The organism is Sphingobacterium sp. G1-14, assembly GCF_002196555.1.
Classification (GTDB): Bacteria; Bacteroidota; Bacteroidia; order Sphingobacteriales; family Sphingobacteriaceae; genus Sphingobacterium; species Sphingobacterium siyangense.
Genome location: NZ_CP021381.1, coordinates 2,802,679 through 2,818,990, shown reverse-complemented (window position 1 = coordinate 2,818,990; position 16,312 = coordinate 2,802,679). Strand labels below are relative to the sequence as shown.

The window sequence follows — 16,312 nt, the reverse complement described above, 5'->3', positions numbered from 1 at the left end:
AATATGCAGCCTAAAAAGATAATGATCTGTGATGACGACCGAGGAATACTCGAGATGCTGGAGCTTTTTTTAGAACTAGAAGGATATCATGTCATATGCGAAATAAATAGCACGCACTTGACAAAGCAATTAATTTTGCATAAACCAGACCTCTTGCTGCTAGACCTCTGGATGCCCATAATTTCTGGTGACCAGCTGATCAGAATTATCCGCAGTACGCCTGAAATCAAAGAAACTCCTATAATTGTGCTATCGGCAAGCGTCGATGGACCTGAAATAGCAGGGAACTTAGGCGCAAATGGCTTTATTGCTAAACCTTTTGATTTAACCGATATTACGGATAAAATTAATAGCATACTGAAAAACTAAGTCTGCGAGTACACGCTGGCCAAGCACAAATAAAAGCACTTTTTAATGGAAAGTGCTTTTATGCAGCTGATGTGATCATCTCAAGACAATCGCTTACGCTTGGCCCAATTTGTCCACGAGAAGTAATAGATCGTCCAGTTCAAATGGTTTGGCCAAAAAAGCGTCGGCTCCACATGCAGAAGCAAGCTGCTTCCCACGCGAACTCGCAGACATCATGATCACCGGAATATTTTGATGTTTTTCTGAACTCCGGAGTTCACGAAGGATATCGCCACCTGACAACCATGGCATTTCAATATCCAATAGTATAATATCAGGGTCAATTTCTTCGACAGAAGCAATAAGTTCTCTGCTTTTTGACACTAAATAAACCTCTCTAAATTCATTCTTTAGAGCCAGCTCCAAAACGTGAAGGATGGTGGCATCATCATCACAAACAACAATTTTCTTTTTCATTTTTTGATTGTTTAAAAACACCGCAATGATTGAAAAATATGGTCTTGTGGGGGAGATTTAAAATATAGACCTAAGCTGGGCAGATTGTTGGTTACCAAACCGTTTATATAATCTTTCTTTGAGATTTTACAAGATAGACAATTTATTGGATAAAAGTCTACGCTCCTTTGTTTAAGATACTAAATGCATACGATCTGCTTCAGGTATATCTTTGAAGACGACCGAAAATGTAGTACCGACGTCTAATTCGCTTTCCACGTGAATAGCTGCGTTGAGCTTATTCGCAATTTGTTTAACAATGGAAAGGCCCACCCCCGAACCTTCAAAACCTTCTGAGTTGGCCATTCGGGCAAAGATTTCAAAAATTTTGTCGCCCTCCTTCAAATCAATTCCGATTCCATTATCCTTGATATCATACCGGACCGTATTTCCCTGCCGCATGCTCTCAACGGATACTTGCGGGTTTTGCCTCTTACTGCTGTATTTTATGGCATTGCCAACAAGGTTCAGAAATAATTGATAGATCAATGTTCTCTCCCCCAATACAGGCAGTGTTTCACCCATTATAAATTCTAAATGCGGGACTTGGTATTGCTGTTTGCAATTTTCAACGATATTGACAATCTTGGACTTTGGATTAATTGGTTCGAACACAAAGTCGACATGATTTACCTTTGACATTTGGTAGACTCTATCCATCATATCCCGCATCAATTGCGTCCCCTCCAAGATATTTTTCATTGACTTTGCAAGCAATTCCTCAGAGATGTCTTTTTTATGGAGCAACATTTGTGCAGTGAGCTGTATTGTCGTTAGGGGGTTTTTAAGATCATGGGTCAGTGTGTAGCCAAAAGTATCAAGCGCATTATTAGAGCGCACCAGTTTCTTGTTCAATTCATCAATCTCTCCCCCCCGCTGTGCTACCGCTTGCTGAATAATTTGTGTAATATCCTCAATAAAAGCGAGTTCAGAAGATTGCCATTTTTCGGCTTTTCCTTTTGTAATTTTTTTCCATGCCTCGAAAGAAGAACGTGGCGAAGGAAAGGTAATCTTTCTATCTTCGTCAACCTGCATCACCTTTTCTGGCTTCCCTGCCCAGGTCTCTTCTATCAGGCGTTCTTTTCTAAAAACATATAAATACCAGTTATTTGCGGGCAGAATACTGATGCGTAGTACACCGGGAAACATTTCAACATCTTCGGAAGGACCATCGCACTTAAATCTATCAGTCACAAAAAACTCCGCGTTGGCTATTTTTTCATCAATTTCTCGGAGCATTTTTTTATCAGGCACCTCACCCACCACCTTGATCGCGCGATCACGTTTAATGATTAGCCCCTGCCCATTCATTACCTCCATAATACGCAGGGCATACTTTTCCAACACGTCATACAAGTCGCGCTTGACCAACAAATCACTTTTTAGATCATGCTTCAGCTGCGATAGATTTTTCTGAACTTTCACCTGTTTCTTCTGAAAATCTGCCAGATAATTGTTTACAGCGTATTGTGTAAGAAAAGTACATAGATGGCGCTGTGAAAGATCGACATGCATTGGCTCCCGATTCTGACAGGCTACAAGCCCCCAAAGCTCATCGCCCACGATAATGCTAAAACTTGCACTCGCCTTTACGCCGGCATTTTTAAGGTATTGTAAATGCATGGGTGAAAGCGCCCGAAGGCTGCAGCGTGTAAGATCCAGATCATCGGCACTCCGCCCCATCAGCGGAATCGCTTCCTCATCGACATCTGCCGTATGGCGGGCATGAAAAATACGGTAAAGCTCGCGCGCCTGTGCAGGAATATCGAATTCCGGATAACGGTAATTCATCAACGATTCCAGATCAGCATTTTTGCTCTCTGCAATAACTTGTCCACTATTATCTTCCAAAAAGCGATACACCATCACCCGATCATAGTGAATAATGTCCTTAATCAATTCAGTCAATGCTTGCCAGCAAGAGTTGCCGCTGCTTCGGTCATCTAAATGCTTTGCATAATAATATAATTTGGTCGTTTTGACAGCAAGAGGGTTGCAGGCTTCTATTTCAAGAAAAATTTTGCCATCATACCGATAGAGACTTAAAAAATAATCGTTTTGATGAATAGTCACCCGATCGGAATACCTGGCAAACATACTGTCGGAAACAGCTTGTTCAATATTCTCTCCACGAAGTTCAAATGAAGGAGTTATCCGATGAAGAACATCGTCTACTGTCATGCCCAGCATTGCGGAGTATTCATCACCTGCAATAGCGGCACAGTTTTCGCTTACCGCAATACACTTATCGTCTTCAAAGATAAATAAATGCCCAAAAGACTGTATATTTCCACACAGGTGAATTTTTTCCTCATGACAATTGATTTCCCGCATAAAGCTACTGATCTATTAAATAAAAATATGGTAAAATCAACAGTCCTGTCCTCCGTTAACGCTATCATATGGTTACTAATTTACCAAAAAAATCTGACCTATCGAAACTTGCATCTTTCACTTTAAACCTGAAGAAAAACGAACTAAATATCTACTGCCGGCCCGACTTTTCGAGCTCTTTCATAAAATTCCTCCCCCAGTAATGGATAGCTTAATGCGGAATAAAAATGGTATTAAGCAGCTTCGATTTGGTTAGGCACAAGCTATCTCACATATTAAGCAATGCGTCGTAGCCGGCTGATCATCTCAGATTTTTGTTGGCATTGCTACTAATAAACATTTCATTTTTTTCTTCTGAAATTATTTCTAAAAAGCGCTCATAATGCTTCAAAACATCACTTATCAGCTCATTTTTTGTAAAGTACTGAATATCATAACCCTCACGAGCATCTCCAAAATAAGATTTCGGAAAATAAGTTTTCTTATCGGCTATATCAGGGAGATTTTCTTCTTCGACGACATAATCCGACACCACTTTAAACTGGTTCTTTACCCCGTATATAAAATTGTTGATTAGGTCGTGACGAATTTCAATCGCTATCCGATTTGGTTTATCCAACTCATGAATCTTTGATTCAATACCATTCTCCTTAAACTCAGCCTGCATATCTTCGAACGCTGCCTTCACTGTACTCCTCATAAATTCATCAACCGACTCACGGCTTTTAAAAGAAACAATCTGTTGCAGGCGATCTTTCCAAAATTCGCCCGACCAAGGCACAGTACTCACCGAAAAATCACGCTCATAATAACTTCGGTCAATCGTCAATGCTTTTACCAAACTGACGCAAAAAAGCAACATGATAATTGAAAATGGCAATGCTGTTATAAGTGTCATAGTTTGTAATGCCTGCAGTCCACCCGTGTTCAATAACATGAGCGCTAAGATGGCCAACAAAGCGCCCCAAAAAACCATTTGCCATTTTGGGGACTTTGGAGCATTCTTGGTAGCAATACTATTCATTACAAATATGCCCGAATCGGCCGAGGTCACAAAAAAGATAATAATAATAAGGATAACCAGATAACTGACAATTTCCGATAAAGGCAAGTAGTCTAAAAATCGAAACATCAAGGCATCTGGATTATCTGCTAAAGAACTCAAAGCGCCTTTAGCGATATTAATATCAAACCACATGGCACTATTTCCAAAAACAGACATCCAGATAAAATTAAATATGGTCGGAATAATAAGTACCGCAGCAATAAATTCACGAATGGTCCGCCCTTTGGAGATTTTAGCAATAAACAACCCCACATAGGGAGACCATGATATCCACCAGGCCCAGTATAGAATCGTCCAGTTATAAAACCAGGGTAATGTTGCCTCGTCATAAACATGTGTATCAAAAGTCAAACTAAAGAAATTGTTTACATAATTGCCTATTCCCTCTGTAAAACTTCCAATAAGGTAAACTGTAGGTCCAAGGAAAAGAACAAATAGCAACAGGACCACTACCGTTATTATGTTGATATTACTTAACAGCTTGACCCCTTTATCCACGCCCGAAGTAGCCGATAAGATAGCTAACAGCGTCAATACCCCCACAATAATGATCTGGTAAGTGAAACTATTCTCTGGCACCAATCCCAAGGTTTGCAAGCCTGCATTTACCTGCACCACACCAAAACCCAGTGTTGTGGTTATCCCGAAGAAGGTACTACAAAGCGCAAATACGTCAATTGCATTGCCCCACTTTCCATTGATCTTATTTTTCAACAAGGGATAGAAGCAACTTCTAAGCGAAAGCGGAAGCCGATAGCGGTAAGCAAAATACGAGAGCGCCAGTCCGACAACACCATATATTGCCCAAGCATGGATACCCCAGTGGAAAAAGGTATATAACTGCGCATTTTTCGCTCGATTGATATAATGATTACCCGCAAAAGCTTCTGTCGAAAAATGCTGCATCGGCTCAGCGACACTGAAATACATCAGACCAATTCCCATTCCCGCGGCAAACAACATGGAGATCCACGAAAAGAAAGAATACTCGGGCTTACTGTCGTTACTTCCAAGCTTGATATTACCAAATTTACTAAACATGAGGTAAACGAGGAATATGACAAAAAGTGTAACAGCCCAGACGTACACCCAATTGAGATTGATAAATATAAATTGTTTGACAACACCTAAAATACTGACAGCCAAAGTCGGAAAAAATACCGACAACAGGCAAACCCCTATGATAAAGAGCAGGCTGGGAATAACGATTCCCTTATTAAATGTCGATTTTGACAAGATCACTTTACTAATTTTTGTTTACAATACGGTCTTCATCTCAAGACCAGTTTTTATCTAATATTATGAATTGCTGCGAATATGTATATCGCGTTGTGGAAATGGAATTTCAATACCGGCTTGATCTAGCGCCCCTTTACAATCGATTATCAATTGCTCCTGCATGGTCCAGAAGTTTTCGTTTGAAGTCGTTGCACGCACCGACAAATTGATCGCACTATCGCCCAGTTCAGTAACAACCACCTGCGGTGCTGGTTCCTTAAAGGCATATTCATTGTTGCGCACGACATTCAGAAGGATTTCTTTGGCCTGTTTTAAGTCAGCGTTGTAGGCGACACCGATATCAAACCAAGTACGGCGGGTGCCCAACTGGGTATAATTTGTAATGCTGCTATTAGACAATACCCCATTGGGAACTACCACTTGCTGATTTTGCGGCGTATTTAATTTGGTATTGAAAATATCAATTTCGGTGACCGTACCCGAAACATTTGAACTGGACGTGATATAATCCCCTACCCGAAAAGGTTTCAATAACAAGATCAGTATTCCACCGGCAAAATTGGATAAGGATCCCTGCAAGGCTAAACCTATGGCTAAACCTGCAGCTCCAATAATGGCAACAAATGCTGAGGTTTGAACGCCCAACTGTGTGACTACAACGATAAATAATAATATATTTAAAATCCAGCTGATCAGATTACTTAAAAAACGCTGCAAGGAGACATCCATCTGCCGGCGTTCGAAAGCCTTATCAATCATGCGCTTGACCAGTCGAATGATCCATGATCCAATTAAATATATCAGTAAAGCTGAAATTACGGCAGTAATAATTCGTGGCGCCCAGGCAATGGCTGAGGAAATAAAATTATTCCAATGTTCCTGGACGTCGTTCAATGCTAAATTGTTCATAGTTATATTTTATTAAAAATGTAAGGCGTAGGGCTTAATATATTTATTTATTGTTATAATCACAAATTAATATACCAATGATTATAATTTCAACAATTAGTTTGCCTAATTGTTTGTTAAAAACCCAAAAACGAAATTTATCTTTTTCAGGTTTGAAAACCTGTAGCTATTATACCACGCTTTTCCAAATAATTTGGTCGTATGCTCTATAAGATAAAGGATGTTTACTATATTCGTTTAAATCTAAGGTGAAAAGTGTATGAATAAAATTTTGAGCTTTTTTGATCTGCATCAAGGTGAAGAAAAAAAGGAGACGGTATTAGAAAACGTCGTTGCAAACATTTCCTTTCGGGGTTCCAATGCTTGGATCTTGGCCTGTGCTATTGTCATAGCTTCTGTGGGCTTAAATGTCAACTCAACAGCAGTAATTATTGGAGCTATGTTGATTTCTCCACTTATGGGCCCTATCGTCGGAGCAGGATTCGCATTAGGAACATTTGATTTTCCTTTGCTTAAAAAATCCATTAAAAATCTACTGATTGCGACAGTCATCAGTCTTGTTGTATCTTTTATCTATTTCCTGCTTAGTCCATTCAAAGAAGCCCAATCCGAATTGCTCGCGCGCACATCTCCAAATATTTATGATGTAATGATTGCCATATTTGGTGGCCTCGTGGGCGTTATAGCCATTACTCGGGTTGACAAAGGCAATCCAATCCCTGGGGTAGCCATTGCAACAGCCCTTATGCCTCCCCTATGTACAGCGGGCTATGGTCTTGCAATTGGCAATTTTGCCTATTTTGCAGGGGCATTGTTTTTGTATATTATCAACTGTGTATTTATCTGTATAGCGACTTTTATTATTGTTAAATATTTGCGTTATCCAAAAACTCATTATGTAGATCAGCAACGAGAAAAAAGGATTACGCAAAGCATAACAATTATCACGCTAACGCTCGTCATACCAAGTATATATTTTGCTTACAATCTGCTGCAGGAAAAAAAATACACCAATAAAGTGAAGCAATTTGTACAGCAGGAACTAAGCAACAAAGGGTATACTGTCATTTATGAAAAAATGCAGCTCAACAGTAAACCGAAAAAACTAGAATTAGCCTTTTTGGCAAAAAAGTTCAGTAGTCAAGAGATAAAATCATTGGAACAAACAATGCATACATTCGGAATTGAAAACACCAAACTTATTATTCACCAAGATAGCCTGGATTTAAAGTCTAGTATTCTTAGCGAAATAGACAAACGTACCGCAGCTGTCAGTGAGAAAGATCTAACGATTCGCGCGTTAAACAACGAACTTACAAAATACCAGGTCGTAAGTCCGGAGCTCGATCGGGATATTAAGGTTCTGTTCCCTGAATTAAATTCATATAGCATGGGAATGCAACAGCATTACGCAAAAACCGATAGCGTGGCAAATCTCATTGCATTTATTTATACTTCCCCCGCCGCGTTAACACAAATCCAACAAGATAAATTGCAAAAATGGCTAAAAAACCACTTTCCAAAAGACAGTGTCGAAATCATTAAAAGATAGCATTAGAGGAACGCTTTGATATGATCGTTGTAGCCATAAATCACCAAAATATCTCCTTCCCGCAATCGCGTATCCGGACGGGGAATACCATGGAGTACTGTTGTTACGACACTTTTTCCAAATGAAGTCTTTTTTTCCGTATTTTTTAATATCGTAAGCACTAATAGTTCATACTTTTCTCGGAAACCGATCTCCTGAATCGTTTGTCCTACATATTTTTTAGGGACGATGGCTTCTACAATCGAATAATTACTATTAAGTTCAAAAGAATCTACAAACCCGGTCATACACAAGCGCTTGGACCACCGTTCTGCAGACTCTTCTTCCGGATGAGCTATCTCTGACACCCCTAGCGCACCTAGTACTTTTTCATGCAGTCTGTTTACGGCCCTACTGATCAGGCGTTTCACGTTAGCCTCTTTACACAAAGCACTGACCATAATATTGGCACCTTCATCCTCACCGATCGCGACGACCACAACATCTGTATTTTTTAACGGTAAAGAGTGAAAAGCCGTTTCGTCGGTTGCGTCCAAACAAATCGTATGTGTAATCTTTTCCTTCAATGCCGTCACTTTAGCGATCTGACGATCAACACCTATTACTTCATTGCCTTGTGCAGTGAGCTTTTCTGCCAGAGAAGCTCCAAAGTTCCCCAATCCTAAAATGATAAATTTCATTCTTGTATGTTCTTTACAAATTATACGTACATCCCTTCCCATAGTTATTAAAACTAATACGGGAACCTTTACCTAATATATTGTCAATTCTTCTTCAGCATATCGATAGTGCGTATAGCGCGCCTTTTTGATAAAAGCGATTAATACCGATAGCATGGTTACTCGTCCAACAAACATCAAAAGAATTAATATGACTTTGCTTCCTTCCGCCAGATCACCTGTAACTCCCAAAGAAAGGCCAACGGTACTGTATGCCGAAAAACATTCAAATGCGATCTCTAACAAAGGCCGATTGCGCTCAAAAAATGAAATTGCGTATACCCCCATCCCTATAATTAAAAGAGAAAGAAACATCGTAGCAAAAGCACGCTGAATTGAGATCCCTGCTATTTCGCGTCTAAATATTTCCGTTCGGTCTTTCCCTTTTGCCAAGCTGATCGCATTCAGTATGGCGAGCGCAAAAGTACTCGTTTTTATCCCCCCACCTGTGGAGTTTGGCGATGCTCCTATCCACATTAATAGCATAATAAACAAAATGCTTGAAAAATGCAGCTGTGCAAAATCAATACTGTTGAAGCCTGCCGTTCGCGGTGTTGTCGCCGTTGCGAAAGCTACTACCCATTTTCCTATACCGCTATGATCAGCAAAAACATGATTATATTCGGAGATAAAGAGCACCAAAGTCGCAAACGCAGTGATACAAGACGTCGTAATCAGGTTGAGCTTGCTGTTAATGGTCATTACCCAAGGACGGTAATAATTTTCCTTCGTTGTCCATTTATGGAACAACCTATTTATCAAGTGTTTGATATATTTAAGTACATTTATAACAATTGGAAATCCTAAACCGCCAAATATATATATACTGGCTACCGCCAGTTGGAACCCATAATTATAATAAACCTGTTCATGCATCAGGCCATTTGACAACGTCGAAAAACCAGCGTTGCAGAACGAAGACACCGAATGAAATACAGCAATAAAAATGCGTTCGGCCGTACCGGCCCCGTTAAAACCATCCATAGTCCAAAAGATGACGGCAGCACCGACAGCTTCTATTCCGAATGTAATTGCGATCGTGCGTTTGAGTAAAGTAAATACTTCACCCAGTCGTTGCGTGTTCGAGAAATCCCGTATGGCAAGCTGATTTTCATAACTGCTTCCCCCTTTTAAAAAATAGGTGAAAAGACCAGCAAAAGATAGTATGCCTATTCCACCAGCTTGAATCAGCAATAAAATAAAGACTTGGCCCCAGCCAGTGAAATGGGTAGCTGTGTCAACAACAACAAGCCCTGTAACACAAACTGCACTCGTTGCAGTGAAAAGCGAATCAGTCCAGGAGATTGGTTTATTAAGGGCAATGGGAAGTTTCAACAACATAGTACCTATAACAATCAATGCCAAGAAACTAAAGATGAACAATTGCGCCGGATTATAGAATCGTTTTTTGATCAAAATATTTTAAGGTATACCGGTAAAATTAAAAAAAATAAATTATCCGGTGCAAGCCCGCAACGATATAAAAATTTTCAATAGCAAAAATACTCCTTGTAGATGCGGCAAAGGACACATATAAATTATACGTATTAGATATTTAAAATACATAAACAAAATCTATTCAATATTTAAAGCAGCCTTGGCTGGTTTTCCCTACTTTTAGGCGGCCTATGAATTCAATGATACAACATGGACGTAATAATCAATAAAATTTATGATATCATCTGGAGCGACGCTCTGGTGTACCTTTGCCTGCTAACGGGGATATATTTTACCGTACGCTTCCGCTGCCCTCAGCTGATGCAAATACGGGAAATGATCCGTCTGCTTTTTAATGGCGACAGTTCCGACAAAGGCATTTCCTCCTTTCAGGCCTTTTCGCTTGCTATTTCAGGCCGCGTAGGTACCGGTAATATTGCTGGTGTTGCCACAGCAATCGCCATGGGCGGGCCGGGCGCTATTTTTTGGATGTGGGTAATTGCGTTTTTAGGCAGCGCCTCGGCTATTGTCGAAGCTACCCTTGGTCAGATGTATAAAGAGGTCAACGATGGCGAATACCGCGGCGGACCTGCATTCTATATCCTAAAAGGATTGCGATCCAAGACTTTTGCCTGGACCTTTGCGATTGTGACGATCATCAGCACCGGATTTTTATTGCCCGGAGTGCAGAGCAACAGTATCAGCGCAGCAGTCGAGTCCGCTTTCCATGTGTCGCCGAGTATCACCGGATTGGCTATTGCCGGACTATTGGCGATTATTATCATCGGTGGAGTAAAGCGGATCAGCACCGTTGCCGAATATGTTGTACCGTTTATGGCGGGCGCCTATATTCTTATGGCTCTAGTTATTATTGCCCTCAATTTTACGGAGATCCCCGGCGTTATCGCCCTGATAGTAAAATCTGCCTTGAACATGGAAGCTACTTTCGGCGCAATTGCCGGCATGGCAATTTCATGGGGTGTTAAACGGGGTATCTATAGCAACGAGGCCGGACAGGGCACAGCACCACATGCGGCGGCAGCAGCCGAGGTATCCCATCCGATCAAGCAAGGCCTGGTACAGGGGTTTTCTGTTTACGTCGACACCATGTTTGTGTGCACCGCAACAGCTTTGATGATTCTCTTTACAGGGCAATATAATGTTGAAAATCCAGCCGGAGGATTTCTCGTCCAACATCTTCCGGCGACGGAAATGGGACCCGCCTTTACCCAACAGGCCGTTTCACATCATTTCCCCAGCATTGGAAATGCTTTCGTCGCGTTGTCGCTGGCCTTTTTTGCGTTCACGACCATTATGGCTTATTACTATATCGCCGAAACCAACATCAGCTTTGTTAGCCGAAAAAAACAACATAAAACCGTGCTTATCTGGATTCTGCGACTGCTCATATTAGTATCTACCTATGTCGGATGTATCAGTACAGCCAAATCTGCCTGGACACTGGGCGACATTGGTGTCGGGCTTATGGCTTGGCTCAACCTGATTGCAATACTCCTGCTTCACAAAAAAGTTGTCGCTATTTATGCAGACTATCGCGAGCAGCAGAAGTCCAAGAAAGACCCTGTATTCGACAATTCCAAATTTCAGTTTCCGAACATGGACCTATGGTCCAAAAAGAACACGCAACACCATGAGCCAATTGATTAATCTTACCGTATTTAAAAATTTTTTCAAGTCAAGTAACGCTGGCGGCATTTTATTATTTATCTGCGTCATTTTATCCCTCATCGTAGCCAATACCGCAGCTGGTCCTGGGCTGCAATCATTTTTGGATACACCCTTTGGTTTCGATTCTGACACCGTACATTTAAAATATAGCACACTGCTTTGGATCAATGATGGATTAATGGCTATCTTTTTTCTGCTCGTGGGACTGGAGATCAAGCGTGAGATCGTGGAAGGCGAACTCTCCTCGCCTAAACAAGCATCGCTCCCGATCCTTTGCGCTATTGGTGGCGCCATTGTACCGGCGCTCATCTTTTTAAGCTTCAATTCAGGGCAGGCGACAGCAGGTGGCTGGGGTATACCCATGGCGACAGATATCGCCTTTGCATTGGCCGTAATCGGTATGCTAGGTAACCGGATTCCAGCAAGTTTAAAGGTATTTTTGGCCGCTTTGGCTATCGTGGACGATCTGATCGCCATTTTGGTGATTGCTTTTTTCTATTCTTCAGGTATTGAAACCACCTACTTACTGTATGCCGGGATCGGTATGGTTATTCTGTTTGTCATGAACCGCATGAATATACAAAACCCCTATCTGTATCTGATACCAGGTGTATTTATCTGGTATTTTATTCATCATTCGGGTATACATGCTACTATTGCTGGTGTGATGGTGGCGATGACTATCCCGACCAATGATACAGATGTTGAGTCGCCCTTAGAACGTCTGGAGCATGCGCTTGTCAAGCCTGTTAATTTTTTTATTATACCCTTATTTGCATTTGCCAATACCAATATCAGCATTGAAAGTGAAATGCTTACAGGATTGGTGGCGCCGATGGGGCTAGGTATTAGCCTTGGCTTATTACTGGGCAAGCCGTTGGGCATTTTAATCATGACTTTTGTCTGCTCTAAACTTGGGATTAGTAGTCTACCGGAAGGAAGCTCATTCAAACATATCCTGGGTGTGGGTTTATTGGCTGGAATTGGCTTTACGATGTCTATATTTATTTCCATCCTGTCCTTCAGCGATGCGCTGCATATCAAAGAAGCGAAGTTATCGATTCTGCTGACCTCACTGCTGGCGGGAATTTTAGGTTATTTGGTATTGTCGGTGTTCGGCAAAAAAAGTCGTGTATAAGCCTATTTATGTAACAATACGTTAGTATTAATACCTACTATAAGACGATACAAATTATTTGCTTGCAATAATGACTATATTGGCGCACGCTACTTCATCTGTGCGTAAGTTAGTGTGCTGAATATTTCAAAAATGGCAAATTTTAAAAAGACTTTCTATAAAAAAATAGACCATATCAACCAATGGCGTATGAGAAAAGTTTCGAATCGGAACTTTATCATCATCTTGGCCTTTTTGGTCGGTATTGTTGGTGGACTCATGGCATCCGTTTTAAAAAGACTGACTCATTTTATTGCGACCAGTATTCAGAACGATATTGACTGGAAATTAAAGTATTCTTTGTATCTGGTTTTTCCGTTGATCGGTATTCTGCTGAGTGTATTATTTGTCCGAAAATTTATCAAAGGCAAAAAGATAGAACATGGCATAACACCCATTATCTACGCTATCAGCCGAAAAGGAAGCCGACTGGATCCCAGTAATATTTATTCACAGGTGGTGACTTCAGCGATCACTGTCGGATTTGGAGGTTCCTGTGGTTTGGAGGCTCCCGTTGCCTTGGGCGGATCTTCTATTGGTTCAAACATTGCGCGTTTTTTTGGATTACAATATAAAGAAGTGACCATGCTACTGGCCTGCGGCGCAGCTGCAGGTATTGCTGGCGCATTTAATAGTCCTTTGGCAGGAATGATCTTTGCCATTGAAATTCTGCTACCCGAATTTTCCATCCCTGTGTTTATTCCACTGCTAATTTCCTCTGCAATGGCATCGGTGGTTTCGCGGCTGCTCTACAGTGAACCCCTATTTACGAACTTTAATTCCTACTGGCAGGTATCCGCCTTATTCTTCTACCTGCTAATGGCTGTACTGATAGGCTTATACACCGTATATTTTGCGCGCGTATCTGTTGTTGTCAACCAATGGTTTCGGAAAATCAAAAACCCTTATAACAAGGTATGGGTGAGCGGTGTTGCGCTGGGTCTTATGATCCTGGTATTTCCTGCGCTATACGGCGAGGGCTATCTGACCATACAGCAAATTTTGAATGGGCAGTTCAACGCAATTGTCAAGAATAGTTTATTCTCCGAATACCACAATATGGGTTTCGTAGTATTCGGTTATACCCTATTGACGCTCTTCGGAAAATCATTTGCCGCACTTTTTACCCTGAATGGTGGTGGCAATGGTGGCGTATTCGGCCCAAGTCTGGTTATGGGTGGACTAATGGGCTTTGCATTTTCTTATGGAATCAATCTGACAGGGTTTGCAGAGCTGAACGTTCCTAATTTTGTCGTAGCTGGCATGGCCGGTGCCCTGAGCGGCATCATGCATGCACCTTTAACCGGCATGTTCCTTATTGCAGAGGTGACCGGAGGCTATACATTGATGGTTCCTTTGATGCTTGTCTGTTCGATATCTTACCTTATCAATAGAACAGTGCTCAAACATTCGATCTATACCAAAGTGCTCGCAGAATCGGGAGACCTAATATCTTATGAAGATAAAGACCGTTCCGTATTGAGCATGATGCGCATCAAATACGTTCTGGAAACCAACTTTGTGATTTTACGTCCCGATGAAACCCCTAAATCTAGGCAGCACGATATTATTCATAGCAAACGAAATATATTTCCTATTGTGAGCCATGATGGCAAATTCATCGGGCTGGTCAACAGCGAATATCTATTCTCGATTCTACTTGGCGAATTGGAAGGACTGGAAAGTACCTTTGAAAAACTCGCCCAGAAACCCAATGATATTGTGCTGATAAATGAAAATATGGAATCCGTGATGAACAAAATGAATAAAGAAGATACCTGGATCCTACCTGTGCTCGGACTTGAGAATAAGTATATGGGTTTTGTGTCAAAATCAAGTGTGTTTAATAAATATCGGGCATTGCTAATCCGCCAGGGGCATTATCTCGAATAGGAAACAATAAACATCCATTTAAGTTTAAAAATGGGAAGCACTATCCGTCAACTTTTAGCAACTCAACTATAGATTTCTATCGGTAACTGTATCGTATTGTCTGCTTCAGGTAAAAAAAGTACCATCATCCTAAAACGCTCTATCGATCTTTATGGAATTTCATAACCAGCTATATCTTACCAATAACGAAGCAAAGAATCCCAATTTTTAAATTGATTAAAACCGATCTGGATCTTTACATCGTATATTAAAAAACAAGAATGGAGAAACGCTATGAAACAGGTATTTTTATTATTATTACTAGGATTAGGCTTATTTATGCTCAGCAAATTTGGTTTTTCGCAGAAAACTGATGATTCCAAAATAATTAAAAAACAAGCTATGAGCCCTCCTGGTGAGAAAGATCAGGTTATTTATTTTGCAGGGGGATGTTTTTGGGGTACGGAGCATTTTCTTAAGCAGGTCCGCGGGGTGACCGCTACCGAAGTTGGTTATGCCAATGGCAATCTAAAAAACCCAAGCTATGAGCAGGTTTCCACAGGAAAAACAGGCTTTGCGGAGACTGTCAAAGTCACTTACGATCCACAAGTCGTTGACTTAAAGCTGCTCGTAGATTTATTCCTAAAGACTATCGACCCGACCTCGCTCAATAAGCAAGGAAACGATATCGGAACACAATATCGTACCGGTATTTACTATACAAATGATTCAGCAATTCCGGTTATCAAGGAAAGCCTTGCCGAACTGGCCAAAAAATATCCGGCAAAAATAGTTGTTGAACTGGAACCCTTACAAAACTACTACAACGCTGAGACATACCATCAAAAATATCTCGACAAAAATCCAGGGGGCTACTGCCATATTGATCCGGAATTATTCGAGATGGCTCGCAAAGCCAATCCTTCTCCCACCAAAGATACAGTTGTGTCACCAACCTACAAAAGAAGGGACAAGAGCACACTTAAAAAAGAACTTACAGCACTACAATATGATGTAACACAAAATCAGGCAACCGAGCGTGCCTTTGATAACGCATATAATGATGAGTTCAGAGATGGCATTTATGTAGATATTACTACCGGTGAACCGCTATTTGTCTCGACCGACAAGTTTGAATCAGGCTGCGGATGGCCCAGCTTTTCCAAACCGATCAATGCAGACTTAGTCGAAGAATTAGCTGATAATTCCCATGGCATGCGCCGCACGGAAGTACGTAGCAAAACTGGCGACGCTCACCTAGGACATGTCTTTGATGACGGCCCTGCCAACAAAGGGGGGCTACGCTATTGCATCAATAGTGCTTCTCTCCAATTTGTGCCTAAAGAAGAAATGAAAGCCAAGGGTTATGAAAAATATTTGCCCTTGCTAGCCAAGAAGTAAATGGTATAGCTTAAAAGGCTCTTAGCAAAAACTGATGCAAGCCTGCATCAGTT

At 41.1% G+C, this 16,312-nt stretch carries 12 protein-coding genes and 1 pseudogene; 7 read left to right on the top strand and 6 right to left on the bottom strand.

The window, feature by feature from the left end:
• Positions 1-3 precede the first annotated feature (3 nt).
• Positions 4-369: a response regulator gene (locus CBM24_RS11715; protein WP_088161375.1), complete on the top strand. Its 366-nt coding sequence runs from the start codon at positions 4-6 to the stop codon at positions 367-369.
• Positions 370-462: 93 nt separating this feature from the next.
• On the opposite strand, the gene CBM24_RS11710 is transcribed toward CBM24_RS11715, so the two are convergent.
• The 4 genes from CBM24_RS11710 to CBM24_RS11695 all read right to left on the bottom strand — a co-directional run bounded on the left by CBM24_RS11710 (position 463) and on the right by CBM24_RS11695 (position 6,412).
• On the bottom strand, positions 463-825 hold the full coding sequence (locus CBM24_RS11710) for a PleD family two-component system response regulator (RefSeq protein ID WP_088161374.1): 363 nt from the start codon (positions 823-825) through the stop codon (positions 463-465).
• 171 nt (positions 826-996) lie between these two features.
• Complete coding sequence (locus CBM24_RS11705) at positions 997-3,198, bottom strand: ATP-binding protein (protein ID WP_088161373.1); 2,202 nt, start codon at positions 3,196-3,198, stop codon at positions 997-999.
• A 301-nt stretch (positions 3,199-3,499) separates the two neighbouring features.
• Positions 3,500-5,506, bottom strand: a complete 2,007-nt coding sequence (locus CBM24_RS11700; protein WP_232475768.1) for a BCCT family transporter — start codon at positions 5,504-5,506, stop codon at positions 3,500-3,502.
• 57 nt (positions 5,507-5,563) lie between these two features.
• A complete protein-coding gene (locus CBM24_RS11695; protein WP_088161371.1) occupies positions 5,564-6,412 on the bottom strand; it encodes a mechanosensitive ion channel family protein in 849 nt (282 codons plus the stop codon).
• Between the two features lie 259 nt (positions 6,413-6,671).
• Between CBM24_RS11695 and CBM24_RS11690 the strand changes: the two genes are divergently transcribed.
• A complete protein-coding gene (locus tag CBM24_RS11690) occupies positions 6,672-7,964 on the top strand; it encodes a TIGR00341 family protein (RefSeq protein ID WP_070566540.1) in 1,293 nt (430 codons plus the stop codon).
• A gap of 2 nt (positions 7,965-7,966) precedes the next feature.
• Here CBM24_RS11690 and CBM24_RS11685 read toward each other — a convergent pair whose 3' ends face one another.
• Both CBM24_RS11685 and CBM24_RS11680 read right to left on the bottom strand, forming a co-directional pair.
• Positions 7,967-8,644: a potassium channel family protein gene (locus tag CBM24_RS11685; protein ID WP_070566542.1), complete on the bottom strand. Its 678-nt coding sequence runs from the start codon at positions 8,642-8,644 to the stop codon at positions 7,967-7,969.
• Between the two features lie 72 nt (positions 8,645-8,716).
• Positions 8,717-10,099: a TrkH family potassium uptake protein gene (locus CBM24_RS11680; RefSeq protein ID WP_198386099.1), complete on the bottom strand. Its 1,383-nt coding sequence runs from the start codon at positions 10,097-10,099 to the stop codon at positions 8,717-8,719.
• Between the two features lie 231 nt (positions 10,100-10,330).
• Here CBM24_RS11680 and CBM24_RS11675 point away from each other — a divergent pair, with 231 nt between their 5' ends.
• The 5 genes and pseudogenes from CBM24_RS11675 to msrB all read left to right on the top strand — a co-directional run bounded on the left by CBM24_RS11675 (position 10,331) and on the right by msrB (position 16,259).
• The gene (locus tag CBM24_RS11675) at positions 10,331-11,788 is read left to right on the top strand and encodes an alanine/glycine:cation symporter family protein (RefSeq protein ID WP_088161369.1); all 1,458 of its coding nucleotides are present in this window, start codon (positions 10,331-10,333) and stop codon (positions 11,786-11,788) included.
• Entirely contained in the window at positions 11,772-12,947 is a 1,176-nt protein-coding gene (nhaA, locus tag CBM24_RS11670) for a Na+/H+ antiporter NhaA (protein ID WP_088161368.1), read from the top strand. Before CBM24_RS11675 ends, nhaA begins: the two co-directional genes overlap by 17 nt.
• Positions 12,948-13,079: 132 nt before the next feature.
• Complete coding sequence (locus tag CBM24_RS11665) at positions 13,080-14,879, top strand: chloride channel protein (protein ID WP_088161367.1); 1,800 nt, start codon at positions 13,080-13,082, stop codon at positions 14,877-14,879.
• A 273-nt stretch (positions 14,880-15,152) separates the two neighbouring features.
• Positions 15,153-15,728 (top strand): annotated as a pseudogene (gene msrA / locus CBM24_RS28075) (peptide-methionine (S)-S-oxide reductase MsrA); the annotation flags it as partial.
• Positions 15,729-15,761: 33 nt separating this feature from the next.
• Entirely contained in the window at positions 15,762-16,259 is a 498-nt protein-coding gene (msrB, locus tag CBM24_RS28070; protein WP_198386142.1) for a peptide-methionine (R)-S-oxide reductase MsrB, read from the top strand.
• Positions 16,260-16,312: the final 53 nt, after the last annotated feature.

Coding starts and splice junctions, on each gene's coding strand:
- CBM24_RS11685 (WP_070566542.1), bottom strand. CDS start 8,644: ATGAAATTTATCATTTTAGGATTGGGGAACTTTGGAGCTTCTCTGGCA.
- CBM24_RS11695 (WP_088161371.1), bottom strand. CDS start 6,412: ATGAACAATTTAGCATTGAACGACGTCCAGGAACATTGGAATAATTTT.
- CBM24_RS11665 (WP_088161367.1), top strand. CDS start 13,080: ATGGCAAATTTTAAAAAGACTTTCTATAAAAAAATAGACCATATCAAC.
- CBM24_RS11710 (WP_088161374.1), bottom strand. CDS start 825: ATGAAAAAGAAAATTGTTGTTTGTGATGATGATGCCACCATCCTTCAC.
- CBM24_RS11705 (WP_088161373.1), bottom strand. CDS start 3,198: ATGCGGGAAATCAATTGTCATGAGGAAAAAATTCACCTGTGTGGAAAT.
- CBM24_RS11690 (WP_070566540.1), top strand. CDS start 6,672: ATGAATAAAATTTTGAGCTTTTTTGATCTGCATCAAGGTGAAGAAAAA.
- CBM24_RS11715 (WP_088161375.1), top strand. CDS start 4: ATGCAGCCTAAAAAGATAATGATCTGTGATGACGACCGAGGAATACTC.
- CBM24_RS11675 (WP_088161369.1), top strand. CDS start 10,331: ATGGACGTAATAATCAATAAAATTTATGATATCATCTGGAGCGACGCT.
- nhaA (WP_088161368.1), top strand. CDS start 11,772: ATGAGCCAATTGATTAATCTTACCGTATTTAAAAATTTTTTCAAGTCA.
- msrB (WP_198386142.1), top strand. CDS start 15,762: ATGGCTCGCAAAGCCAATCCTTCTCCCACCAAAGATACAGTTGTGTCA.